We start from the raw sequence: 24,093 nt of genomic DNA, 5'->3' as shown, positions 1-24,093 counted from the left end.
CCCCGCCGCGGTCCACCACGAGCGTGAGACGAAGGGAGGCCCACGATGATCGTGCTCGACCTGCGCATGCCCATACCGCCGGCGGTTCCCGTGGTCGCCTCCCCGTCGCCGGGAGCCACCGCGACCAACACGGGCAAGGCCAAGGAGGACCCGCGCCTCCAGTGGGGCGGCCACGTCGCCTACGCAGGTGGAGTGGGGTTCTCCGTCCTCGACCGGGCGCTCATCCGCGCCGTCACCGGCGAGAACGTCGAGATCCTCCACCCGAACGATCTGTCGGCGTTCGCGTTGCAGATCCTCGCCGACCGTCACAACGGTCGTCTGCCCGCCGGGCGCGAGGTCGACCTCGACTACCTCTCCCGCACCCACCGTCGGCTCCTCGGCCTCGGCGAGGCCAATCCCTTCGCCGGCGCCCTGCTCAAGCGGGCGATGGCCTTCGTCGAGTCCCGCGCCTCGGGCCGCATCGACATCGCCATGTGAGACGGCGCGCGCGAACACGTCGCTCGGGCCGACCTGCGCGGCCGGTACTCTCGCAGACGTGAGTGATGCGTTGGAGGCCGCGCGGGCGCGGGTGCGGGAGGCACGGACCGTCGTCGTCAAGGTCGGGTCGAGTTCGCTGACGACCCCCGAGGGTGTCCTCGACGTCGCCCGCCTCACGGCCCTCGCGGACGCCCTCGCCGCGCGCCGCCTCGCCGGGTCCGACGTCGTCCTCGTCTCCTCCGGCGCCATCGCCGCCGGCATCGTCCCGCTCGGTCACACGACGCGCCCCAACGACCTTGCGACGCAACAGGCCGCTGCGAGCGTCGGGCAGGGCGCGCTCATCGCGGCCTACACCGCCGCGTTCGGCGCCCACGGGCTCACAGTCGGGCAGCTCCTCCTCACCGCCGACGACCTCATCCGCCGACAGAACTACGGCAACGCCCGCCGCGCCGTCGGCCGCCTGCTGCGTCTCGGCGTCGTGCCCGTCGTCAACGAGAACGACGCCGTCGCCACCGACGAGATCGGCTTCGGCGACAACGACCGTCTCGCCGCCCTCGTCGCCCACCTCACCCGGGCCGACGCGCTGCTGCTGCTCACCGACGTCGACGGGCTCTACGACGGCCCGCCGAGCGAGGCCGGATCCGTCCGCATCCCGCTCGTCCGACGCCAGGAGGACCTCGCCGAGGTGCGCCTCGGCGGCACGGGGTCCAAGGTCGGCACGGGCGGGATGGTGACCAAGGTCGAGGCCGCCCGCATCGCCACCGGCGCGGGCGTGACGACCCTCCTCACGAGCGCCGACCAGATCGTCGACGCCCTCACCGGCCGCGACGCCGGCACCGTCTTCCTCCCCACCGGCACCCGCCCCGCCTCCCGCATGCTGTGGCTCGCCCACGCGAGCGACCCCGCCGGGAGACTCGTCGTCGACGACGGCGCCGTCCGCGCGCTCCGCGGCCGTGGTGCCTCCCTGCTGCCCGCCGGGATCGTCCGAGTCGAGGGCTCCTTCGACGAGGGTGCCCCCGTCGAGGTCGTCGACCGCCGCGGTATCGGCGTCGCCCGCGGCCTCGTCGCCTACGGCAGCGATGAACTCCCGCGCCTGCTGGGCCGATCCACGACGTGGATCGCCGACGTGTTCGGCGGTGAGTACGCCCGCGAGATCGTCCACCGTGACCACCTCGTCCTCGTGTGAACGATTGCGCCCCGCCCCGCCCTGCCCGGGGTCCCGTGTCGCCGCCGGGCACCCGACCTCGCTACCGTCTGGGCATGACCGTTCGAATCCAGCGTGCCCACGTGCGGGACCTCACCCGCGTCAAGCCGCTGTGGAAGCTTCTCCTCCAGCGCTACCAGGAGTACACCGCCGGCGACTGGCCGGTGCGTGACCCCCAGGAGGCCTGGCAGCTCCGCCACCAGGAGTACCTGTCGTGGATCAACGACGGGGACGGGGTCGTCTACCTCGCCGCCGATGAGGCCGACCCCGACGCGGGTCTCCTCGGATACGCCGCGATGCGGTTCGTCGAGTCCGGCGCCGTCATGAACCTCGGCGACGCCATCGGCCTGATCGAGACGCTCGTCGTCCACCCCGACCACCGCGGCCAGGGCATCGGCAACCAGCTCCTCAACCAGTGCCGTCGCGAACTCGAACGCCGCGAGATCTCCTACTGCTGCATCGAGACCCTCTCGACCAACGAGGAGGCCATGGGCCTCATCACGAAGAACGGGTTCCGCCCGTACATGACGCGCCTCATCCGGCGCATCGACACCGACGATTGACCGGCCCCACCGCACGCCCGACACGAAGGACGACGAGGAATGACCGACGAGACGACGCCCGTGGATGCCGCCGTGACCGCCGAGGTCGAACGCCGCGCCCGCCTCGCGGGAGAGGCGGGCCGCGTCCTCGCCGGACTCACCCGGGCCCGCAAGGACGCCGTGCTCCACGCCCTCGCCGACGCCCTCGACACCTCGGCGGCGGAGGTGCTGCCCGCGAACGGGGCCGACCTCGCCGCCGGTCGCGAGATCGGATCACCCGAGTCCCTCCTCGACCGGCTGCGTCTCGACGAGTCGCGCCTCGCAGCGATCGCCCAGGCGGTGCGGGACGTCGCCGCGCTGCCCGACCCCGTCGGAGACGTCGTACGCGGATCGACCCTGCCCAACGGCCTGCAGATCCGCCAGGTGCGGGTGCCCATGGGCGTCGTCGGGATGATCTACGAGGCCCGCCCCAACGTCACCGTCGATGCCGCCGCGCTCGCGCTCAAGAGCGGCAACTCCGTGCTCCTGCGCGGCGGGTCGGCCGCGGCCCGCAGCAACGCAGCCCTCGTCGGAGTCGTCCGTCGGGTGCTCGCCGAGCAGGGCCTGCCGCAGGACGCCGTCGCCTCCGTCGACGACGGCGGGCGCGAGGCCGCACGCGCCCTCATGCGCGCCCACGGGCTCGTCGACGTCATCATCCCGCGCGGGGGAGCCGGCCTCATCGCCACCGTCGTGCGCGAGTCGATCGTCCCCGTCATCGAGACCGGCAGCGGAAACTGCCACGTCTACGTCGACGCCGCCGCCGACCACGCCAAGGCGCGCCGCATCGTCGTCGACGCGAAGACCCACCGGCCCAGCGTCTGCAACGCCGCCGAGACCCTCCTCGTCCACGCCGACCTCGCCGACTCCCTCCTCCCCGTGCTGCTCGCCGACCTCCACGCGCGCGGCGTCCGTCTCCACGGGGACGACACCACCCGTGCCCATGCCGGCGACGTGCCCGTCGAGCCCGCCACCGAAGAGCTCTACGACACCGAGTTCCACGGCCTGGAGATGACCATCGCCGTCGTCGACTCCCTCGACGCCGCGCTCGACCACGTGCGTCGGTACACGACCGGCCACACGGAGGCGATCGTCACCGAGGACCGCGCCGCCGCCCGTCGCTGGACGGGCGAGGTCGGCGCCGCCGTCGTCGTCGTCAACGCCTCCACCCGGTTCACCGACGGCAGCGAGTTCGGCTTCGGCGCCGAGATCGGTATCAGCACCCAGAAGCTTCACGCCCGCGGACCCATGGCCCTGCCCGAACTCACGACGACGACGTGGATCGTCGAGGGCGACGGCCAGACCCGCGGCGACGACGACCCGACCGACGCCGCCGCGCCCCACGCGGCGCGGTAGAGTCGGACGTCCCCCCGGAACAGGCAGTGAGGAAGACGTAGCGATGGAAGCCACCGAGGTCCGTAAGCTCGCGGCACTCGAGGAGGACCACTGGTGGTACCGCGAGCGGCGCCACATCCTGGCCTCCTCCCTCAGGGGGATGACGCCGGGCACCGCCCTCGACATCGGCGCCGCCGGCGGTGGCAACTCCCGCGTTCTGCGCGAGATGGGCTGGAAGGCCATCCCGCTCGAGTACGGCGCCCCCGGTGCCGAGGTCGCCGCCGAACGCGGCCTGTCGGTCATCCGCGCCGACGCCAGCCGCCTCCCCCTCGCCGACGAGTCCGTCGACCTCGTCGTCGCGTACGACGTCCTCGAGCACATCGCCGACGACGAGGGCACCGTCGAGGAGGTCATGCGCGTCCTGCGCCCCCACGGCCGGTTCCTCGTCGCCGTCCCCTGCGACCCCAAGCTGTGGAGTGAGCACGATGTCGCCGTCGACCATCTGCGCCGCTACACCCGCGAGACCCTCACGGCACTCCTCGACCGCCCCGGTTTCGAGCTCCGTTCGATGACGTCGTGGAACGTGCTCCTGCGCCCCGTCGTCGCGATGCGCCGCAAGAAGAGCAGCGGCAGCGACCTCGAGAAGTTGAACCCGATCGTCAACCTCGGCCTTCGCACCATCGTCACCGCCGAGCGCTACCTGCCGGTCAAGAACCTCCCCGGCGTCACGCTGTTCGCCGACGTGCGTCGCGTCTGACACCGCCCGCTCCGGTAGGCGCGAAGGGCCGCTCCCCATCTCGGGGAGCGGCCCTTCGTGTGTCGAGGAGGCCTCGAGCGTCAGCGCAGGCGACGGGCCATGCGCTCCTCGGCGGACAGGCCGCCATGGTGGGCGACGTGCCGCTCGTCGTGGTGCGCCGCCTGCTCAGAACCGAGCACGGGGGCGTCGATGCGGGGGAGAACGGACGTCGGCGGAACGGTGGCCACGGTGCGGTCGTCGTCCGCATCGTCTCGCTCCACCGCGTCGGTCGCGGTCGCGCCCTCTGTCGTGACGAACGCGTCGGTCGGCGCCTCCGAGCCCTCGGCGACGGCGGCGGCGCGTTCCATCTGGGTGAGGACGGGGTCGACCGTGGGTGCGCTCGTCCGCTCGTCGTCGCGGTCGGACGTGGATGCGGTGTCGTCGTGTCGGCGGGTGAGGTCGTTGCGCGACCCCGAGGTGACGACGGCGGGCTCGGCTTCGACGCCGTCCTGCGCGGCGGACTCCTCGACGGCCTCGGTGACGACGAGCCTCGGGGCGTCGGGCCGCGCGCCGGTGACGACGTGGACGGCACCGTCCTCGTCGTGGACGCTCGTGCCGCCGGGGAACTCCGAGGCGGGGACGGGACGCACCCGCTCCAGCGTCGACCGGGGGGCGGCGGCCGCCGCGGCCTCGACGCGCGAGCGGGAGTCGCGCCGGATCTCGGCGGAGTCGTAGGCGACGAAGTACGTGGGGATGCCCTGCATCATCGTGTACATCCGCCCGACGTACTCGCCGAGCAGACCGAGGCAGAGCAGCTGGATCGAGCCGATCGCCGCGACCGTGACGACCGTGGACGCCCAGCCGGCGACCGCGTGACCGCTCCACACCGAGATGAGGGCATACACGAGGATGAGCAGCGAGAGCACCCCGCCGAGCAGACCGCACCATGTCGCGAGCCGCAGCGGCGCCATCGAGTGGCTCGTGAGCGAGTCGATGGACAGCTTGATCATCTTCGTGAGCGGGTACTTGCTGTGCCCGGCCGCGCGCTCCTCACGCTTGTACGTGACCTGCGCGGAGGGGAACCCCAGCGCGGGCACGACGAGGCGCAGCACCCGGTGGTGCTCGGGGAGGGCGTTGACGGCATCGACCGTCGCCCGCGACATGAGGCGGAAGTCGCCCGCGTCCGGCGGGGCGTCGGTGCCGGAGACGGCGCGCATCGTCGCGTAGAACGCCCGCGCCGTGCCCCGCTTGAACGCCGTGTCGGTGCTGCGGTCGTTGCGGACGCCGTAGACGACGTCGACGCCCTCGGACTTCGCGAGGTGCAGCATCTCGGCGATGACTTCGGGCGGATCCTGCAGGTCGGCGTCGATCGTCACGCTGTACCGACCCCGCGACCGGGCGAGACCCGCGGAGATCGCGGCCTGGTGCCCGGCGTTGGCGCGCAGCCGGACGACGCGCACCTCGGGCCACTCGTGCCGCAACCGTTGGAGGATGACCGCCGAGGCGTCCGTACTGCCGTCGTCGACCGTCACGACCTCGTACGGAACGTCGAGTCCGTCGAGGACCGGACGCAGCCGATGGGCGAGGAGGGGGAGCACCTCTTCCTCGTTGTAGACAGGTATGACGACCGACAACTCTGGGTGCATGAGCACAGGTTAGGTGACCGACCCTGGGCGTGACCTCACGGTAGGCTGTACTGCATGTCGATGTTCCTCACACTCGCGACCGCCGCCGAGAACGGCCACGTCCACCTGCCGATGCCGGCGTGGGCCTTCGGGGTTCTCGGCCTCGGGGTCTTCCTCGCCCTCCTCCTGTTCGTGTGGATGTTCCGCCACACCGCCTCCTCCCTCCTCGAGGGTGGCCACGGCCCCGCTCAGGGCGACTTCGCCCACGGCAACGCCCCCGAGGGGCACGGCCACGACGGCCGTCACGGCACCACCGGTGACGACCATGGGCGCCGACACTGAGCAGGCGAATCGGGGTGATGGGTGGGACCTTCGACCCCATCCACCACGGTCACCTCGTCGCGGCGAGTGAGGTCCAGCACCTCCTCGGCCTCGACGAAGTGATCTTCGTTCCTACGGGCCGGCCGTGGCAGAAGGACGCCGGCAAGGTCTCCCCGGCCGAGCACCGTTACCTCATGACGGTCATCGCCACCGCCTCGAACCCGCGGTTCTCGGTGAGTCGCGTCGACATCGACCGGCCGGGCACCACGTACACGATCGACACGCTACGGGACCTGAGCGCGCTCGACCCCGACGCCGAGCTGTTCTTCATCACCGGTGCCGACGCGTTGCAGCAGATCCTCTCGTGGAAGGACGCCGACGAGCTCTTCGAGCTCGCGCATTTCGTCGGCGTCACCCGCCCCGGTCACGTCCTCAGCGACGAGGGACTCCCCGAGAAGGGCGTCACCCTCACCGAGGTGCCCGCCATGGCGATCAGCTCGACCGACTGCCGCGCACGCGTCGGCGGCGGCGCCCCCGTCTGGTACCTCGTCCCCGACGGCGTCGTCCAGTACATCGACAAGTACGACCTCTACCGCCGCCCCGGGACGCCTGCGGCCGCGGCCCCCGCCGCGCTGCGGTCGGCGCTCACGTAACGTGCGCACCGCGGCCCGTCCACACTCCCGCCACGTCATGCCCATCGCGTGGGCGTCGCCGGCGCCGGTGAGGTCGGCCCCGCACCCCCCACCCTTTCTCGACACCCCTTAGGAGACCCCGCGTGGCTGCAACGCCCGAGGCGCTCACCCAGGCACGACAGGCCGCCGCCGCGGCCGACGACAAGCTCGCCACCGACATCGTCGCGATCGACGTGAGCGAGCACCTCGCCCTCACCGACGTCTTCGTCATCGCCTCCGCCCCCACGGACCGCCAGGTGCAGGCGATCGTGTCGGGCGTCGAGAAGAAGATGCACGAGGTCGGCGTCAAGCCCCTGCGACGGGAGGGCGAGCGGGAGGGGCACTGGGTGCTCCTCGACTTCGGCGACATCGTCGTCCACGTCATGCAGGCCGAGGACCGCATGTTCTACCAGCTCGAACGGCTGTGGAAGGACTGCCCGCGGGTGCCTCTCGAGGGCCTCGGCGCCGCCACGTCGCCCGGCGCGGACGAGCCCGAGGGCGAGGGCGAGGTCGGGGTGTGAGCCCCGCGGTCGACGCACCCGGCCCCGGTCGACGCATCGTCGTCCTCCGGCACGGCCTCACCGCGCACAACGCACGTGGGGTGTGGCAGGGGCACCTCGACTCCCCGCTCACCGACGAGGGCCGGGCCCAGGCGGAGCGGGCCGCCGACGCCGTCGCGTCGTACGCCCCCGACGTCGTCGTCGCGAGCGACCTCCAGCGTGCCCGGATCACCGCCGAGATCGTCCTCCGCGCGCTTCCCGGCCGGGACCTCCGGATCGACCCCCGGCTGCGGGAGATCCACGTCGGTCAGTGGCAGGGCCTCGAGCGTTCCGTGATGACCGAACGGTTCCCCGACGCGGCCGCGCTGCTCGCCGGCAGCGAGGACTTCCGTCGAGGCGTCGACGGCGAGACGTACGGAGAGCTGGGGGAGCGGGTGGGCGCCGCCGCCGCCGACGCCCTCCACGACGTGTCCGACGGGGGCACCCTCCTCCTCGTCACGCACGGCGTCTCCGCCCGCGTGCTCACCGGGGACCTTCTCGGTCTCGATCGGGCGTCCTCGTGGGCGATGCTCTCCGGACTCGGCAACTGTCACTGGGCCGAACTCCGCGAGAACGGCCGGAGCTGGCGACTTTCCGGATGGAACCTCCGAGCCCGATTTGGCGCCGACGAGCAAGGGCGCTAAACTCATCGGGTGCTCAAGGGCCGAAAGGTTCTCTTGGGAACGGGGCTGTAGCGCAGTTGGTAGCGCACCTCCATGGCATGGAGGGGGTCAGGGGTTCGAATCCCCTCAGCTCCACCGCACGACGAAAGCCTCCCGAGAGATCGGGAGGCTTTCGTCGTTTCTGCCTCCGGACCGGCGCGAGTGCATCCCCCCCGGGTGATCGCTCCGCTTCGCGCGAACGCCGAGCGCGCTCGCAGGCCGTCGCCCGGGAAGGGCTCGTCGTTCGACGGGGCCGGAGAACAACCACAACTCTCGTCCGTTCTGGAGCGCCGCTGGTCACAGGCGCGAGGGGTGCCGGGTGGGCGAGTTCTGGTCGTCGTTCGAGCCGATCCCTCCGCGTCTCGGCGCGCCCCGATGCAGAAGCGGGGCCTGAACCGTGTCTCAGCTCCCGTCGAGGAGGTCGTCGGCCTGCGCGCGGACGCGGCGGAGGATGTCGTCCCGGACGAGACGCATGCGCTCGAGGCCCTCGACGCCGCGAAGGGAGGGTTCGTCGATCTCCCAGACCTCCACGGGGGCCCGATCGGGTGCTCGGCCGGGGGCCTCGACGTGCGCCTCCGCGCCGAGGACGACGACGCGGTCGACGGAGTCGAGGAGGGCGGGGTCGACGGGCTTGGGGTGCTCACCTGAGAACGTCGCGCCGATCTCCTCGACGACGCGCCGGGACTCCGCGTTGAGCGAGGTCCCCGGGTGTGTCCCGGCGGAGTGCACCTCGACGGCGTCACCGGCGACGTGCCTCATGAGTGCGGCGGCCATCTGGGACTTGCCGCCGTTCTTGACGCAGACGTAGAGGACGGAGGGTGACCTGCTCATGGGGGGTCTCCTCGGTGGGACGGTGCATCCGGTGGAGCGGCGCTGCTGGGTGGGGCGCGGCGGTCTCGGGGCGTGCGGGTGAGGGGTGGGTCAGCGGGCGTCGGCGGCGACGGCGTCGGGGAATCGACGACGCAGCCAGAGGCTCACGTAGACGAGACCGACGAGCACCGGCACCTCGATGAGCGGCCCGACGACGCCGGCGAGGGCCTGACCGCTCGTCGCCCCGAAGGTCGCGATCGCGACGGCGATCGCGAGTTCGAAGTTGTTTCCCGCCGCGGTGAACGCAAGGGTCGTCGTCCTCTCGTACCCCATGCCCAGGGCGCGGCCGAGGACGTATCCGAGGCCCCACATGATCGCGAAGTAGGCGAGGAGCGGGAGCGCGATGCGGGCGACGTCGAGCGGGTGCGTCGTGATCTGGTCGCCCTGGAGGGCGAAGAGCACGACGATCGTGAAGAGCAGGCCGTAGAGCGCCCACGGGCCGATGCGCGGCAGGAACGACCGCTCGTAGGCCTCCCGGCCCCAGCGCTTCTCACCGAGGCGGCGCGTGAGGTACCCCGCCACGAGGGGGATGCCGAGGAAGATGAGCACCGATTTCGCGATCTGCCACGCCGACACCTCGAGACCGGTCTGCGGAAGACCGAGCAGACCGGGGAGCACGGAGAGGTAGAACCAGCCGAGGAAGGCGAACGCGACGACCTGGAAGATCGAGTTGACGGCGACCAGTACGGCGGCGGCCTCCCTGTCGCCACAGGCGAGGTCGTTCCAGATGATGACCATGGCGATGCACCGGGCGAGCCCGACGATGATGAGGCCGGTGCGGTACTCCGGCAGGTCGGGCAGGAACACCCAGGCGAGCGTGAACATGAGCGCCGGCCCGAGGATCCAGTTGAGGAACAGGGAGGTGAGGAGCATCCGGCGGTCGTGGGTGACGGTGTCGAGCCGGTCGTAGCGCACCTTGGCGAGCACCGGGTACATCATCACGAGCAGCCCGACGGCGATGGGGAGCGAGACGCCGTCGATCGACACCGCGGCGAGGGCTTCGCCGAGCCCGGGGACGAGGCGCCCGAGCAGGAGTCCGGCGACCATGGCGAGCCCGATCCACAGGGGGAGGTGCCGGTCGAGGGTGGACAGGCGCGCCGCGACGGGTGCGTCGGGGACGGTGCGGGTGTCGGTGGACATGGAGGGCCTTTCATCGACGATCGTCGATACGAACTGTGTCAGTCGTATCGACGTACGTCAATGCGATCGCGTGGCGTGCCTAGACTCGCCTTCATGGCGACGCACGACACCCCAGCGGACGGTCTCGTGAGAGCGGCGGTGGTGCAGGCGGCACCCGCCTCCTCCGGCGAGAACGCGGCGGGCGACCCGCCTCGGGGCACGGAGACCTGCTGCCCGGCGTCGACGGCCACGCTGCCGGACGCCGACCGGGCCGCCGCACTCGCGGACGTCTTCAAGGCCCTCGCCGATCCCACGCGCGTCCGGCTGCTCGGCTACGTCGCCTCGGCGGAGGGCGGCACCGTGTGTGCCTGCCACCTGCCCGACGAGCTCGGGATCAGCCAGCCCACCCTCTCCCACCACCTCAAGAAGCTCGTCGCGGCAGGGCTCCTCGCCCGGGAGCAGCGGGGGAGATGGGCGCACTACACCGTGATACCCGCCGCGCTCGAGCGGGCCCGGAGGTTCCTCGGCTCGGCCACGGGCGCCTGAGCGTCGCTCACGCGTTCGGGCCGCGGCTCGTCACGAGGCGGTGCTGCACTCGGCGCAGAGGCCGAAGATCTCGAGGGTGTGGGAGACGTCGGTGAAGCCGTGGGCGGAGGCCATGCGTTCCGCCCACCGCTCCGCGTCGGGCTCCTCGACCTCCACCGTGCGGCCGCACTCGCGGCACACGAGATGGTGGTGGTGGTCCTCCGACGCGCACAGCCGGTAGCGGGCCTCGCCGTCCTCCGCGCGGATCATGTCGACGGCGCCCGTCTCGGCCATGAGGCCGAGGGTGCGGTAGACGGTCGCGAGCCCCACGCGCTCGCCGGCCTCCCGCAACGTGAGGTGGAGGTCCTGGGCCGAGACGAAGTCGGCGGTGCGGCGGAGCGCCGCCTCGACGGCACGACGCTGCCGGGTGGTGCGGGGTCCGGACTCGGTCATCGCGGCGTGTCTCCTCTCCTGGCCCGCCTCGTCGGCGGGCCGTGGCTCTGCCCCACCCTAGGAGGCTCGCCGCGCCTGCGGGGCACGGGCCGTGCGCGTCGAGTCGAGGGCGGGCCGCTGAGGAGGGTGCGACCGGCGTGGGCGCCGATGCGGGAGGACGAGACTCGACCGGTGGGAGGTGTGCGGGAGGACGGCGACGCGGGCGCCCCGGTCAGGGCGCCCGGCGTCTCACCTCGGCTCGAACGGGCGGGGCGTCCCCACCTCGGCCGCGGACTCGTGCGTGGGCGCGTGGCCCGGTCCGTGCCCGTGGTCGCCGCACTGCTCGATGGGGCCGTGCTCGTCGTAGTGGTCGCCGTGGGGGGAGTGGAGGTGGCCGTCGTGGACGTAGTCGACGTGGTCCTCGTGGAGGACGGGCAGGTGCTCGCAGTCCGGCATGCCGTGGACGTGCGGGTGGTCGTGGGCGTGTTCGTGGCCGGGCGCGCGCCGCAGGCGACGCCCGCGTACGGCACCGAGCGCCGTGTCCGCCGACGCGAGCACCGCGTACACGATCACGGCGAGGACGACGATCGTGCCGCCCGAGGGGGTGTCGAGCTGGAACGACGCGACGACCCCGACGACGCTGCACACGAGTCCGATCGCGACCGCGATGCCCATCGCCGACGCGAAGCTCCGCGCGACGACCTGCGCGGCCGCGTTCGGCACGATCATGAGCGCCGCGATGAGGAGAAGACCCACGACCCGCATCGATACGACGACCGTGATCGCAGTGAGCACGGCGAGCGTGACGTTGAGGGCGAGGACGGGCAGCCCCGACGCGCGGGCGAACTCCGGGTCGTTCGCGACGGCGAACAGCCGCGGACGCAGGAACCACGTGACGATCGCGACGGCGATCGCGAGCCCCGCGAACACGACGACGTCGGAGTCCTTCGTCGTCGAGATCGCGCCGAAGAGGTACGCGGGGATGCTCTTGCCGCCCGAAGGGGCGCGACTCATGAGGACGACGCCGAGGCTGATGCCGCCGTAGAACAGGATCGCGAGCGCGGTGTCGCCGGTCGTCGTGCCGCGCGCCCGCATGAGCTCGATCGCGACGGCCGCGGCGACGGCGAGTGCGAGCGCGGTCCACACCGGCTGGGTGCCCGTGACGGCGCCGAGGGCGACGCCCGCGAACGCGACGTGGCCCATGCCGTCGCCGATGAGCGTGAGGCGCCGCTGCATGAGGAAGATGCCCACCATCGGCGCCGCCGCCCCGATGAACACTGCGGCGAGCAGCGCACGCTGCATGAACTCGTACGTGAGGAAGTGGAGCATCAGGCCCTTCCTGGAGCGGGGACGTCCCCGGTGATGCGGCCGGTGTCGACCGTGACGACGCGGGTGAGCAGCGAGGCGAGGGGGTCGATCTCGTGCGTGACGACGACGAGGGTCACCCCGCGCTCGACGAGGCGGCCGAGCACCTCGGCGAGGACGACCTGGTTGGCGGCGTCGACGCCGGCGGTGGGCTCGTCCATGACGAGCACCTCCGGGCCGGCGGCGAGGGCGCGGGCGATGAGGACGCGCCGCTGCTGCCCGCCGGAGAGGTCGGCGACCTCGCGGTGGACCGCGTCACCGAGACCGACGACGGCGAGACATTCGGCGATGACCGCCCGATCCGCGCGGCCCGGGCGTCCGAGGAGGCCGAGGCGCGGCAGGCGGCCGCTCGCGACGACCTCCCCGGCCGTCGCCCGTACCGTCGCCGACACGGTGTGTCGCTGCGGCACGTAGCCGAGGAGGTGACGCTGCCGGAACCGGTCGGCCGGGGTGCCGAAGAGGCGCACCTGCCCGCCGAGGTGGTCGTTGAGGCCGAGAACGCCCTTGACGAGCGTCGACTTGCCGCTGCCGTTCGGGCCGACGACGGCGACGCGTTCGCCGGGGCGGATCGCCAGGGTCGCGCCCGTGACGACCGGCCGGTGCCGGTATCCGAACGAGGCGTCGACGAGGTCGATCACCGGCGTGTCCGCCGGGCGGGGCCCGCGAGGTGGGGCAGCGGTCATGAACATCCCTGTCCGGTGCGGAGGGTGGCGAGGTTGGAGCGCATGAGGCCGAGGTAGTCCGTTCCGTCCTTCGTGAGGCCTTCGATGGGGTCGAGCACGGCGGTGCGGGCGCCCGTCTCCCGTGCGACCGTCTCGGCGACCGCCGGGCTCGTGAGCGTCTCGGCGTAGATCGTGCTCACGTCGTGCTTGCGGACGTAGTCGGCGACGGCCGCGAGCCGGGCCGGGTCGGGCTCGGACTCGGGGGACAGGCCGCTGATCGCCGCCTGCGTCAGACCGTACCGCGCCGCGAGGTACCCGAACGCCGCGTGTCCGGTGACGAGGGTCGTGCTGCGGCACTTCTCGAGGCCCTTCTCGTACTCGGCGTCGACGGCCTCGAGATCACGGCGCAGGTCGGCGAGGTTGGCCTCGTACGTCGCCTTGCCCTCCGGGTCGACCTGCGACAGCCGCTCGGTGAGCGCCGCCGCGACCGCCTCGTACCGCACCGGGTCGAGCCAGAAGTGCGGATCCACCGTGCCGTGGTCGTGGCTGTGCCCCTCGTGCCCCTTCTCCTCGCCCTCGTGTCCCTCGCCCTCGTGTGCGTGGTCGTGCCCCTCGTGGCCCTCTTCGTGGCCCTCCTCGTGCGCGTGCTCGTCGCCGTGCGCGTGGTCGTGGCCGTCGCCGCCGAGGTCGGCGACCGGCTCGGGGACGGGCGCGTCGAGCTGGGCGACGGTCGCGACGTCGAAGGCCTTGTCGGGGTTCTCGGCCGCGACGGCGTCGTCGAGCGCGGGCTGCATGCCCTTCTCGTGGACGGCGAGGTCCGCGTCGGCGACGGCGGCGACGTCCTTGGGGGTGAGCTCCGCGTCGTGCGGCTCCCCGCCGGGGCGGGTGAGGTTGGTGACGTGGATGCGGTCGCCACCGATGCGCTCGGCGGCGTACTGGAGGGGGTAGAACCCGACGACGACGGAGGGCTTGCCGTCGGTGCCGCCCGTGCCGCTCTTCTCCGGGGAGGGGGCACCGCACGCGCCGAGGAGGGCGCAGACGGTGAGAGCGGCGGTGGGGGCGGCGGTACGGCGGAAGGTCATGGGACGAGACAACCCGCAATTGGGAATGATTGTCAAATCAATGCCGGGGGAGGCTCGGGGCCGAAGAGTGAGCGTCCGTGGGCCACAGTCGGGCCCGCCACCGCACGCGCCGTGACGCACCGGCGAGGGCCGCCGCGCGAACGCTCTCGGCGTCCCGGCCCGCCGCCTCTGCGGTCTCGGCGGTCGGGGCATCCACCGGGGGCCGGTACCGCCCCGCTTCGACGGCGGCGACGAGCCGGTCGAGCCCTGCGCGGGCCTCGTCGTGCAGGTCTTCGGCGTAGGTCGCGGCGTTCGCCCGGACGGTGGCGTCGGGGACGGTGGGGAGGCCGAGGTCGGTGAGAGCGGCGGTGAGCCGACGCCAGTGCTCGTCGATCTCCTCGGCGGGCGAGGATGCGGCATGCAGACGGCGTCGGTGCCGGGCGCTCGCGAGGGCTGCCGGGGCCGCGAGGGCGGCGAGGAGGACCAGAGCGACGAGGGCCGCGGCGGCGAGGCGCCCGAGGAGGTCGTCTGCGGGGCGAGGGGAACCCGCGGGTGTGCCCGGTGCGGTCGAAGGGGTCGTCGAGGCGCCCGGCGAGGCCTTCGCGGCCGTGGGGTGCGCCGAGGTGGGGGTGGCCGAGGGCCTCGGTCTCGCGGTGGGCCGACCCGTCGGCGTGGCGCCCGTGCGGGTCGCGGGCGTCGGCTCGAACCGCGTCCAGCCGAGACCGGGCAGGTACAGCTCCGGCCAGGCGTGGGCGTCGTCGGCACGCACGACACGAGAGTCCCCGTCGGGCGTCCCGGGGAGGAACCCCGTGGCGAGACGCGCGGGGATGCCCTGTGCCCGGGCCAGGAGGATCATCGTCGTCGCGAAATGCGTGCAGTAGCCCGTGCGGGTGTGGAGGAACGTCTCGATCGGGTCGACGCTCTGCGGCTCGGGCAGGTCGAGGGAGTACGTGAACCGGTCCTCGTCCCGCAGCCACGCCTCGATCGCCTCGGCGCGCTCGCGGTCGGTGCGTGCCCCACGCGTCGCCTCCTCGGCCGCCTCCCACACCTCCGGTCGGACCGTCGTGGCGTCGAGCTCGTCGACGAGGTCGGGGGTGCGGCGGCCGCCGTCGTCCGCCGTCGTGCGGGGCACGGCGAGGTATGTCATCTCGTAGTGGCGGGGGCGGCGGTCGACGACGAGCATGCCGGTGACCGGGTCCTGACCCCATCGAGACCCGGTGACGGTGCCGCCGACGAGGGGCGCGGGGGCGGCGAGGTAGGGCGGGTCGAGGCGCGTCTCGGTGACGGTGAGGGTGCGCTCGGCGGCGGGCACGGTGAGGCCGGGCGGATAGGGCAGGGTCGGTGACGTCGTCGGGACGGCCGCCGCGGTCGCGGGCAGCCATCGCGCGCCGTCGTACTCCGACGTGACGGCGATGCGCAGGGGAGGCGGGGTCGGATCGGTCGTGCGGTAGCGGAGGACCGGCGTCGGGTCGTCGTCGCGCAGGTCGGTGAGGAGATCGGGCGCGGGGGTGAAGCCGACCTGGGCGAGGTCGCGTGACGCCCCACCGCCGAGGTGGTCGAGGATCGGGTGGCGGTGGTGGGGGAGGAGCGCCGCGCCGCCCGTCGCGAGGAGGAGGGCGCCACCGGTGACGACGGCCGTGACGCCGACCCGGCGCGCCCGCGTCGCCGTCCTGGCATCGCGACCGGCCGAGGGGGACCCGATGGTCGTCGGGGTGGGACGACGTGGCGGGCTCGGTTCGAGCAGGAGGAGCCCCACGAGGGCGAGGGCGGGGACGACGAACGCCGGCCACGGGGACGGCTCCCCACTCACCGCGACGACGACGAGCGCGGGCAGGACGACGGGGACGACCGCGAGGAGCGGGCGGCGCAGCGTCACGGCGAGCGTGTCGGTGAGGAGTGCGAGGAGCCCGAGGCCTGCGGCGAACGCGAACGCGACGCCCACCGTGCCGGGCGCGGGGGGAGGGCTCGTCGCGATGGTGAGGGTCGCGTCGTCGAGGAGGGCGCCTGCACGCTCGACCGTCGCCGGGGTGGGGACGGCGCGGAAAAGGGCCGCACCGTCGCCGAACGCGGCCGTGAGGACGCCGGCGAGGACGAGGGCTTGCACGAACGGAGTCGCCACACGGGACCACTGACGCACGAGTGACCCCGTGAGCACGAGGGCGACGAAGACCAGAAGGAGTGGGGTGCGCCACGGCGCCGAGGTGAACTGCGTCGCGATCGGTGCGGCGGAGGCCCACAGGGCGACGGCGACGAGCGCGGAGGCCGCCACTCCGGATCGCGCCACGAGATCGACCCCCGACACCGCGACGGACCGGGGCGTCGGGATGCGGTCACCGCGTGGTGCCTCGGCGGGGAGCCGACGCCCCGCGGATGCGGCCGCGCTCCCGTTCGTCGCCGTCATCGCAGCCACCCGCCGACGCGTGCGTCCTCCAGCGGGGCGAGGGCTTGCCGCCACGCCTCCGCGTGGGGCGTGCGCTCGGACACGACGACGACGTGGGCTCCTGCTGCGCGCAGTCCGGCGACGACCCGGGCGGTGGCGGCCTCGTCACCGTCCTCGAGAGGGGGTGCGGTCGTCGGGCGACGGCGGAGGCCCGGACCCCGCTCGGCCGCGCCGTCGCGTGACGTGACGCCCCGAGCCCCGCCCGACCCCGCGGTCGCGACAGAGGAGTCGGCGACGACGACGACCGTGGCAGCAGTTCCCGGCGCGAGTGTGTCGAGCGACGAGCAGATCCCGTCGGAGGCATGGCTCCCCGTGACCTGGAGGACCCAGCCCGCGTGGTCGAGGACGGTCCGGGCGGAGACATCCCTCGCCCGCCGCGGTGAACCGCTCTGCTCCGGTCCCGTCGTCTCCTGCCCTTCCGGCGTGGGGGAGGCCGGCGGGGCGGTTCGTCGTCCACGGCCGGGTGGACGGGTCGGGGCGAGGGCGAGCGCCCGCAGGCAGGCGTCGCGGCCGACGCCGAGCACCCGACCGACCTCCGCCTCGGCGGAGCTCGCATCGCCTGCCGTGGGACCGGGCCGAAGCGCCCCGGCGCGGGAGGTCCCGGCGGCGCTCGTCCCGGCCGCGATGTCCGCGACGCTCCCCTCGGATCGGCGTGCCGTCGGTGTCGCGGGGCCCGCGGCGACGGACGTGGGGCCGGGACCGGCGACGACGAGGGAGACGTCGGCCCCGGCCTCGTCGCAGGCGACGACGACCGAGGCGAGCAGGTCGATCCCCCATTCGAAGCGGGCGGGGTGTCGACCGTCGGCAAGCCAGGGGTCGAGGACGAGCGTGACGTGGAGCCGACCCTCGGGCTCCTCCTGCCGCACCATGAGCTCCCCGCGGTGGGCGCTCATCGGCCAGTGGATGCGTCGCAGGTCGTCGCCCGGGCTGTAGGGGCGGGCGGAGGCGGGGACGCCACCGGCAGGTGTTGCCGCGGCGGAGAGGACGGCGGAGCCGGGCCGCGTCGACACCGCGGCTCCCGGGAGGGCGTCGAGGTCGTGGAGACGGGGGGCCACGAGGACGTCCGTGGGGGTGCCGACGACGCTCGCCGTCCGGGCGAGGCACAGGGGGTCGACGACGTCGATCGTCGCAGGTGGGATGCGATGCAGTCCCCGTCTGGTGGGCCTCAGTCTCAGGGTGAGGTCCAAAGTTTCGGTCGGGCCGAGATCGTCGTCGACGAGGACGGACGAGCAGGGTGTGCCGCCCGTGAGGGCCGGCGGGATCGCCACCGAGATCGGGTGTGTCCGTGTGGGGCGGTGTGCGGTGACGGCAAGCGCGAGCGTGGTGCTGCGGCCGACGGACGTGGTGCCGGGCGACGGACGGACCTCGACCTCGACGCCAGGTCGACACAGGGTGACACTCAGGGCGGCGCAGGCGACGAGACCGAGCGCGAACAGGCCCCACCGCGTGAGGTCGGGGACGCCGAGGAGAGGGCCGCCGACGGCGAGGGCCAGCCCGCCGCCGAGGAGGGCGGAGCCGCGTCCCGTGAGACGGGGCCGCATGCTCAGGGCCTCACACGCGCCGCCGCGGCCCGCACCGCCCGCGCGCCGGGTTCCGTCGTCCCCCCCGCGCGCTCTGCGGGCACGACGCGGTGGGCGAGGACGGGCACGAGGAGGGCCTGGACGTCGTCGGGCAGGACGTGGTCGCGGCCGTCGAGGGCGGCCCTCGCCCGCGCGGCGCGGACGAGGTGGAGCCCCGCCCGGGGAGAGGCGCCGAGGCGGAGGTCGGGGGAGGTGCGGGTCGCCTCGAGGAGGGCGACGACGTAGCGGCGGACCTCCGCGGAGACGTGGACGTCCTCGATCGCCACGATCGCCGCGGCGACCTCGTCGGGCTTCGTCACGGCCGGTGCGGCCACGGCCGTCGACGCGGCAGACCGGTCGGCGAGCATCGCCACCTCGGCGTCGGGGTCGGGATAGCCCATCGACACCCGCGCCATGAACCGATCCCGCTGCGCCTCGGGGAGGGGGTAGGTGCCGGCCATCTCGAGGGGGTTCTGCGTGGCGACGACGACGAAGGGGCGACCGAGGGCATAGGTGCGGCCGTCGACGCTCACCTGCCCTTCCTCCATGCACTCGAGCACGGCCGACTGCGCCCGCGGGGTCGCGCGGTTGATCTCGTCGCACACGACGACCGTCGAGAAGATCGCGCCGGGGCGGAAGTGGAACTCGCGGGTCTCGGGGTCGAAGACGCTCACCCCGGTGATGTCGCTCGGCATGAGGTCGGGGGTGAACTGGATGCGGCGCATGGGGGCGCCGATCGCCGCGGAGAGGGCCTTGGCGAGGGTCGTCTTGCCGACGCCGGGGACGTCCTCGACGAGAAGGTGTCCTCCGGCGAGGAGGACGGTGACGGCGATCTCGGCGACCTCGTGCTTGCCCGCGATGACGTCGTCGACGGCCGCGACGATCTCCCGGCCGAGCCGCCGTGCCCGGTCGAGGGCCTCGGTGGGGTGGGAGGTCGAGAAGGGGCTTCGAGGGTCCACGGGGAGTCTCGTCTCTGTCGTCGCCGGGGCGGGGTGGTGCGCAGGTCGTGCCGTCCCCTCCTCCGATGGTGCCCCACTTTCCTCCCCACTTCGCTCCACGACGGTCCCGGCCGTGTCCCGCCGGGTCGAGGGGAGGCGCCGCGACCTGGGCTTTCGTCGGGGAGGCCGCGGAGATGTCCGGACGGGTCCCGCAGGGGCCGGTGACGCCCTGCCCGCGCCCCCCCACCTCACACCAACCCCGTTGACCTGCACGGATGTCGACATCGGAGGGGACCCGGCGCGTCGCAGGCTATTTCCGTGGGGCACAGTGGAGTAAAGTGGAGGGCCAGGGAACGAATCGGCGCGACGGGCGAACGGGAGGTGCCAGATGTTTCTCGGCACCCACACCCCTCGCCTCGACGACAAGGGCCGGTTGATCCTGCCCGCGAAGTTCCGCGACAAGCTCGCCGGCGGCCTCGTCGTCACCCGCGGGCAGGAGCGGTGCCTCTACGTCTTCCCCATGGACGAGTTCGTCCGTGTCGCCGACGACCTCCGTGCCGCGCCCGTCACGAGCAAGGCCGTCCGCGACTACCTTCGCGTGTTCCTCTCCGGTGCCTCCGACGAGATCCCCGACAAGCAGGGCCGGGTGACGATCCCGCCGGCGCTGCGTCAGTACGCCGGGCTCGACCGCGAGTGCACCGTCATCGGCGCGGGATCCCGCGTCGAGGTGTGGGACACCGCGGCCTGGAACGCCTACCTCGAGTCCACCGAGCAGGCCTTCGCCGACCAGGCCGAGGAGGTGATCCCCGGACTGCTCTGATCCGCGTGCCGACCCGGCGCCTCCCTGGCGTCCGGTCTCCACCCCGCTCGCGCGTCGCCCCGAGGACTCTTCCCCGTCCGCGGGTCGAGGCGGCCGCCTCCCGAGATCCCTTCCCCGATCCCGGGCGGCACGAGAGGGTGGGGCCCCGACCTCAGGGCCCGCATCACGGCCGCCGTCCCCGCAGTTCCGTAGTCCTTCCTCCCGTTCCCGATCTCCCCACCCCGCCCGCGATTTCCCCTCCCGCCCCCCACGACGCGACGATCAGAAGAGGAGAGACGGCTGTGACGACCACCCCCGACCGTGGCCCCGCCCACGATCGACACGTGCCCGTGATGTGCGACCGCATCGTCGAGCTCCTCACGCCCGCGCTCGCCGACGGGGGAGTGGTCCTCGACACGACGCTCGGCATGGGTGGCCACGCGGAGGCGCTCCTCGAGGCGTGCCCCGCTGCGCGCCTCGTCGGCATCGACCGCGACACCGAGGCGCTCCGCCTCGCCGGGGAACGCCTCGCCCGGTTCGGCGACCGGTTCACGCCCGTCCACGCCGTCTACGACGAGATCCCCGAGGTGCTCGAGGAGATCGGCCTGGAGGAGGTCGAGGCGGTGCTCTTCGACCTCGGCGTCTCCTCGCTCCAGCTCGACGCGCTCGACCGCGGGTTCGCCTACCGCGCGGACGCCCCGCTCGACATGCGGATGGACCAGTCGGAGGGCCCCACGGCCGCGGACGTCCTCAACACGTACTCCCACGGTGACCTCGCGCGCATCCTCCGCGACTACGGCGAGGAGCGGTTCGCGGGACGGATCGCCTCCGCGATCGTGCGGGGGCGCGAGACGGAGCCGTGGGCACGTTCCGAACGGCTCGTCGATCTCCTACGATCGGTCGTACCCGCCGCCTCGCAGAGGTCCGGTGGCCACCCTGCCAAACGTACCTTCCAGGCCTTGCGCATCGAGGTCAACGCCGAACTGCGCGTTCTCGAACGCGCCGTGCCGGCCGCGATCGATGCTCTCGGGGTCGGTGGGCGTGTCGCTGTCCTCTCCTACCACTCCTTGGAGGACAGGATGGTCAAGAGAGTTCTGAGCGCCGGAAGCACGAGTTCCGCCCCGCCCGGGTTGCCCGTCGAGCTGCCCGAGCATCGGGCGTACCTCCAGCTCCTCACGCGGGGGGCCGAAGAACCCTCGGCGCAGGAGGTGGAGGCGAATCCACGGGCCGCCTCGGCGAAGTTGCGGGCGGCCACACGGATCCGTCGGGGGGATGCACGACCGGTGAGGACACGAGGGAGCAGACGATGAGCCAGATGCCAGCGACGACGGCCCTGCGGGCGCCGCGGCGGCCGGCCCCGGCGCGTCCGGAGCTCCGTGTGGTCCCCACCACCGCTCCCGTCAAGGCGCCGCCCCGAACTCTTCCGTTCGCCCTGTTCTGCTCGGTGATCCTCACGCTCGGGCTCTTCGCGCTCCTCTTCATCAACATGTCCCTCGCGCAGGGTGCCTACGAGCTCCACGACCTCCAGAAGCGCGTCGTGGGGCTCGACGAGGAGGAGCAGCAGCTGCGGGAGGAGCTCGCGACGCTCGAGTCGCCGAGCCACCTCGCGGAGGAGGCCCGCAAGATCGGCATGGTTCCGGGCACGGTGCCCGTGTTCCTCGACGTGTCCGACCGGTCGCTCACGGGCAGGCCCGTGCCGGCGCCCGGCCCGACGGACGTGCCGGGATCCGGCGCGGGAACGGCCGGGAGGAACTGACGTCGTGACGGTGCAGACGCGGCGGAGGGCGACCCCTCCCGGCGCGTCGGCAGCCGGCTCCCGTGATGCCGCCCGCGATGCTCGCGGTGCGGGGCGCGGCTCGGGCCGGGCCGGCGACGCCTCGACACGTGGTTCCCGCGACCCGGAGGAGCGTCGGGCCCGCGACGACGGCCGGGGGGACGCGTGCCCCGACGGCGGCCGTCGCGGCCGTCGCGGCGGTCGCGACGGGAGCGGGAGCACGAGCGGCGGCGGACGCGGTGGCGGTCGCTCCGACGGCCACGGAGGCGGCCGTGGCGGCGGCGGTCGTGGCGGCGGCGGTGGTCGCGGTGGCGACGGTGGCTCCTACCGTAGGGACGGGGCGGGTCGTCGCGGCGTGCTGCAGCGTCTGCGTCTCCCGGGGACGTCGTCGCGGCGTCCGACCGCGAAACGTCGCGTGCGCGTCCTCTTCGTCGTCACCCTCTTCGTCTTCACGCTCTTCGCCGCGCAGCTCGTCCGACTCCAGGTCGTCGACGCCGGACGGATCGCGGCCGAGGGTCTCGAGGTGCGCTCGGAGCGCACCGACCTGCCCGCCCGCCGCGGCGTCGTCCTCGACACGAACGGCGTCGTCCTCGCCTCGAGCGTGGAACGGCGCACCGTGCTCGTCGACCAGAACCTCGTGCCGCGGTACAGCGTCAAGGATCCGGAGACGAAGAAGCGGCGCACCGTCGGCGTCGACGGCGCGGCGGAGGCGATGGCCCCGCTCCTCGGCCTCTCCGTCGAGGACATGAGGTCGCGCCTCACCGGCACCGACCTCGGCGCCGTCGTCGCCCGACGTATCGAACCGACGGTGTGGCGCAAGATCGCCGCGCTCGAGATCCCCGGTGTCGCCTCCCAGACCGAGCAGGTGCGCACCTACCCCGGTGGGGAACCGGTCGCACCCCTCGTCGGCTGGGTCGGTCCCGACGGCACCGCGGCACACGCGGGCGGCGGGCTCGAGCATCTCCTCGACGCCTCCCTCATGGGCACCCCCGGCGAGGCCGTCCGCGAGATCAGCCGCGACAGCCGCGTCATCCCCCTCGGTCAGCAGACGATCAAGCCCGCAGTGCCGGGCAAGAACGTACGCCTCACGATCGACCAGGACCTCCAGTACGTCGCCTACGACGCGATCGCGAGGCAGGTGAAGGAACTCGACGCCGAGTCCGGCTACGCCGTCGTCCTCGACCGGCGGGGGCGCCTGCGCGCCGCGGCGCAGTACCCCGGGTTCGACCCCGACGACCGTTCGAAGGAGGGCCAGGTCTTCGGCAGTCTGCCGTTCCAGGACACCTTCGAACCGGGCTCCACCGCCAAGGTCATGTCGATCGGCGCCGCGCTCGCCGAGGGCAAGACGAACCCGACGACGCTCTACGAGGTCCCCAACCGGCTGCAGCGCTCCGATCCCAAGCCGTTCAAGGACAGCCACGAACACGGCACACTCGACCTCACGACCGCTGGGATCGTGGCCCAGTCGAGCAACATCGGCACCCTCCTCATCGGCGAGCAGATGCCGAAGGCCACCCTCGAGTCCTACTACCGCAAGTTCGGGGTGGGCGAGAAGACGGCCGTCGGCTTCCCCGGCGAGAGTGCCGGCATCTTCGCGCCGTCGTCGCAGTGGAACGAGACCCAGTGGTACACCCTCATGTTCGGTCAGGGCGTCGCGATGACGGCCGTGCAGGACGCGGGCGTGTTCCAGGCCATCGCGAACAAGGGCGTACGCATCTCCCCGACGCTCGTCGAGGGCACGTACGACGAGGGTGGCCGGTTCACCGCCGCTCCCGCCCCGGACCCGGTGCGGGTTCTGCCGCCCGAGGCGTCCGAGCAGATGAGCCGCATGCTCGAGACGGTCGTGAGCGAGAGCGGCACCGCGCAGACCGCCGCGATCCCCGGCGTCCGCATCGCCGGTAAGACCGGGACGGCGCAGGACCTGGCCAAGGGCGGGTTCGTCTCGAGCTTCATCGGTTACGCGCCGGCGGAGAACCCGCAGTACGTCGTCGCCGTCATCGTCAACCGCCCGGGCAAGGGCAAACCGATCTATGGCGGCACCGTCGCCGGCCCGGTGTTCCGGGACATCATGTCCTTCGCGCTCAAGAAGGCGGGGGCCCGGCCCGGCCGGGTCGTCCCGCAGCACTACCCGCTCGACAAGTTCGAGCTCGAGAACGGCATCCCCGAGCAGGGGCCGCGCCCCGGCGCGATCCGTCCTCCGGGCGCCCCGATCGGGGGCCGCACCCCGACGTCCACCTCCGACGCGAAGCCGCTGACCACGACGCCGACGGGCTCCGGGTCCGACGGGGCCGACGGGGCCGGGGCGTCGACGACGACACCCACGCGGCGTGATGCGGAGCGGTCCTCGACCTCGACCCCCGGGTCGTCGTCCGGTTCCTCCTCGGATCCGGCGGGAAGGTAG

Annotated in this window: 24 protein-coding genes and 1 tRNA gene; 15 read left to right on the top strand and 10 right to left on the bottom strand. The window is 73.0% G+C overall.

Features of this window, described 5'->3' with window-relative positions; genetic code table 11:
• Window positions 1-45 precede the first annotated feature (45 nt).
• From MOPEL_RS05665 to MOPEL_RS05645, 5 genes are all read left to right on the top strand, one after another.
• The gene (locus tag MOPEL_RS05665; protein ID WP_009481899.1) at window positions 46-477 is read left to right on the top strand and encodes a hypothetical protein; all 432 of its coding nucleotides are present in this window, start codon (window positions 46-48) and stop codon (window positions 475-477) included.
• Window positions 478-535: 58 nt separating this feature from the next.
• Window positions 536-1,663 carry a glutamate 5-kinase gene (gene proB, locus MOPEL_RS05660; protein WP_141631201.1) on the top strand — a complete coding sequence of 376 codons (1,128 nt, stop codon included), beginning with the start codon at window positions 536-538 and terminating at the stop codon, window positions 1,661-1,663.
• A gap of 74 nt (window positions 1,664-1,737) precedes the next feature.
• Entirely contained in the window at window positions 1,738-2,244 is a 507-nt protein-coding gene (locus MOPEL_RS05655) for a GNAT family N-acetyltransferase (protein ID WP_009481897.1), read from the top strand.
• A 39-nt stretch (window positions 2,245-2,283) separates the two neighbouring features.
• Window positions 2,284-3,615, top strand: coding sequence for a glutamate-5-semialdehyde dehydrogenase (locus MOPEL_RS05650; RefSeq protein WP_009481896.1), 1,332 nt, complete (start codon window positions 2,284-2,286; stop codon window positions 3,613-3,615).
• A gap of 43 nt (window positions 3,616-3,658) precedes the next feature.
• On the top strand, window positions 3,659-4,351 hold the full coding sequence (locus MOPEL_RS05645) for a class I SAM-dependent methyltransferase (RefSeq protein WP_009481895.1): 693 nt from the start codon (window positions 3,659-3,661) through the stop codon (window positions 4,349-4,351).
• Window positions 4,352-4,431: 80 nt separating this feature from the next.
• Here the strand turns inward: MOPEL_RS05645 and MOPEL_RS18820 are convergent, their stop codons facing one another.
• Window positions 4,432-5,976 (bottom strand): glycosyltransferase family 2 protein, encoded by a 1,545-nt coding sequence (locus tag MOPEL_RS18820; protein ID WP_083841756.1) that lies wholly within the window; start codon window positions 5,974-5,976, stop codon window positions 4,432-4,434.
• 54 nt (window positions 5,977-6,030) lie between these two features.
• Between MOPEL_RS18820 and MOPEL_RS05635 the strand changes: the two genes are divergently transcribed.
• From MOPEL_RS05635 to MOPEL_RS05615, 5 genes are all read left to right on the top strand, one after another.
• Entirely contained in the window at window positions 6,031-6,297 is a 267-nt protein-coding gene (locus MOPEL_RS05635) for a hypothetical protein (protein ID WP_009481893.1), read from the top strand.
• A gap of 14 nt (window positions 6,298-6,311) precedes the next feature.
• Window positions 6,312-6,929 carry a nicotinate-nucleotide adenylyltransferase gene (nadD, locus tag MOPEL_RS05630; protein ID WP_009481892.1) on the top strand — a complete coding sequence of 206 codons (618 nt, stop codon included), beginning with the start codon at window positions 6,312-6,314 and terminating at the stop codon, window positions 6,927-6,929.
• A gap of 122 nt (window positions 6,930-7,051) precedes the next feature.
• Window positions 7,052-7,468, top strand: coding sequence for a ribosome silencing factor (rsfS, locus tag MOPEL_RS05625; RefSeq protein ID WP_009481891.1), 417 nt, complete (start codon window positions 7,052-7,054; stop codon window positions 7,466-7,468).
• Window positions 7,465-8,130 carry a histidine phosphatase family protein gene (locus tag MOPEL_RS05620; protein WP_009481890.1) on the top strand — a complete coding sequence of 222 codons (666 nt, stop codon included), beginning with the start codon at window positions 7,465-7,467 and terminating at the stop codon, window positions 8,128-8,130. Before rsfS ends, MOPEL_RS05620 begins: the two co-directional genes overlap by 4 nt.
• Window positions 8,131-8,171: 41 nt before the next feature.
• Window positions 8,172-8,244, top strand: a tRNA-Ala gene (locus tag MOPEL_RS05615).
• Window positions 8,245-8,550: 306 nt separating this feature from the next.
• On the opposite strand, the gene MOPEL_RS05610 is transcribed toward MOPEL_RS05615, so the two are convergent.
• Window positions 8,551-8,979 carry an arsenate-mycothiol transferase ArsC gene (locus MOPEL_RS05610; protein WP_009481889.1) on the bottom strand — a complete coding sequence of 143 codons (429 nt, stop codon included), beginning with the start codon at window positions 8,977-8,979 and terminating at the stop codon, window positions 8,551-8,553.
• 90 nt (window positions 8,980-9,069) lie between these two features.
• On the bottom strand, window positions 9,070-10,158 hold the full coding sequence (arsB, locus tag MOPEL_RS05605; RefSeq protein ID WP_009481888.1) for an ACR3 family arsenite efflux transporter: 1,089 nt from the start codon (window positions 10,156-10,158) through the stop codon (window positions 9,070-9,072).
• Window positions 10,159-10,251: 93 nt separating this feature from the next.
• Here arsB and MOPEL_RS05600 point away from each other — a divergent pair, with 93 nt between their 5' ends.
• Window positions 10,252-10,683, top strand: coding sequence for an ArsR/SmtB family transcription factor (locus MOPEL_RS05600; protein ID WP_083841754.1), 432 nt, complete (start codon window positions 10,252-10,254; stop codon window positions 10,681-10,683).
• 30 nt (window positions 10,684-10,713) lie between these two features.
• On the opposite strand, the gene MOPEL_RS05595 is transcribed toward MOPEL_RS05600, so the two are convergent.
• The 7 genes from MOPEL_RS05595 to MOPEL_RS05565 form a co-directional block, all read right to left on the bottom strand.
• Window positions 10,714-11,115: a Fur family transcriptional regulator gene (locus MOPEL_RS05595; protein WP_009481886.1), complete on the bottom strand. Its 402-nt coding sequence runs from the start codon at window positions 11,113-11,115 to the stop codon at window positions 10,714-10,716.
• Between the two features lie 228 nt (window positions 11,116-11,343).
• Window positions 11,344-12,423, bottom strand: a complete 1,080-nt coding sequence (locus MOPEL_RS05590) for a metal ABC transporter permease (protein WP_009481885.1) — start codon at window positions 12,421-12,423, stop codon at window positions 11,344-11,346.
• Complete coding sequence (locus MOPEL_RS05585) at window positions 12,423-13,097, bottom strand: metal ABC transporter ATP-binding protein (protein ID WP_009481884.1); 675 nt, start codon at window positions 13,095-13,097, stop codon at window positions 12,423-12,425. The genes MOPEL_RS05590 and MOPEL_RS05585 overlap by 1 nt, the downstream gene beginning before the upstream one ends.
• Window positions 13,098-13,138: 41 nt before the next feature.
• The gene (locus MOPEL_RS05580) at window positions 13,139-14,203 is read right to left on the bottom strand and encodes a metal ABC transporter substrate-binding protein (RefSeq protein ID WP_009481883.1); all 1,065 of its coding nucleotides are present in this window, start codon (window positions 14,201-14,203) and stop codon (window positions 13,139-13,141) included.
• 37 nt (window positions 14,204-14,240) lie between these two features.
• Window positions 14,241-16,583 (bottom strand): transglutaminase TgpA family protein, encoded by a 2,343-nt coding sequence (locus MOPEL_RS17120; protein ID WP_040633045.1) that lies wholly within the window; start codon window positions 16,581-16,583, stop codon window positions 14,241-14,243.
• Window positions 16,580-18,163 carry a DUF58 domain-containing protein gene (locus MOPEL_RS05570; protein ID WP_009481881.1) on the bottom strand — a complete coding sequence of 528 codons (1,584 nt, stop codon included), beginning with the start codon at window positions 18,161-18,163 and terminating at the stop codon, window positions 16,580-16,582. The genes MOPEL_RS17120 and MOPEL_RS05570 overlap by 4 nt, the downstream gene beginning before the upstream one ends.
• A gap of 2 nt (window positions 18,164-18,165) precedes the next feature.
• On the bottom strand, window positions 18,166-19,140 hold the full coding sequence (locus MOPEL_RS05565; protein ID WP_009481880.1) for an AAA family ATPase: 975 nt from the start codon (window positions 19,138-19,140) through the stop codon (window positions 18,166-18,168).
• A gap of 367 nt (window positions 19,141-19,507) precedes the next feature.
• Here MOPEL_RS05565 and mraZ point away from each other — a divergent pair, with 367 nt between their 5' ends.
• The 4 genes from mraZ to MOPEL_RS05545 all read left to right on the top strand — a co-directional run bounded on the left by mraZ (window position 19,508) and on the right by MOPEL_RS05545 (window position 24,093).
• Window positions 19,508-19,939, top strand: coding sequence for a division/cell wall cluster transcriptional repressor MraZ (mraZ, locus tag MOPEL_RS05560; RefSeq protein WP_009481879.1), 432 nt, complete (start codon window positions 19,508-19,510; stop codon window positions 19,937-19,939).
• Between the two features lie 281 nt (window positions 19,940-20,220).
• Complete coding sequence (gene rsmH / locus MOPEL_RS05555; RefSeq protein ID WP_009481878.1) at window positions 20,221-21,228, top strand: 16S rRNA (cytosine(1402)-N(4))-methyltransferase RsmH; 1,008 nt, start codon at window positions 20,221-20,223, stop codon at window positions 21,226-21,228.
• Window positions 21,225-21,674, top strand: a complete 450-nt coding sequence (ftsL, locus tag MOPEL_RS05550; RefSeq protein WP_009481877.1) for a cell division protein FtsL — start codon at window positions 21,225-21,227, stop codon at window positions 21,672-21,674. The genes rsmH and ftsL overlap by 4 nt, the downstream gene beginning before the upstream one ends.
• A 433-nt stretch (window positions 21,675-22,107) precedes the next feature.
• Window positions 22,108-24,093 (top strand): peptidoglycan D,D-transpeptidase FtsI family protein, encoded by a 1,986-nt coding sequence (locus MOPEL_RS05545; protein ID WP_009481876.1) that lies wholly within the window; start codon window positions 22,108-22,110, stop codon window positions 24,091-24,093.

The sequence above is a fragment of the Mobilicoccus pelagius NBRC 104925 genome (genome assembly GCF_000247995.1).
GTDB classification, from domain to species: Bacteria; Actinomycetota; Actinomycetes; order Actinomycetales; family Dermatophilaceae; genus Mobilicoccus; species Mobilicoccus pelagius.
Note: the sequence above shows the minus strand (reverse complement) of the source record. Positions and strands in the feature narration are given on the sequence as shown.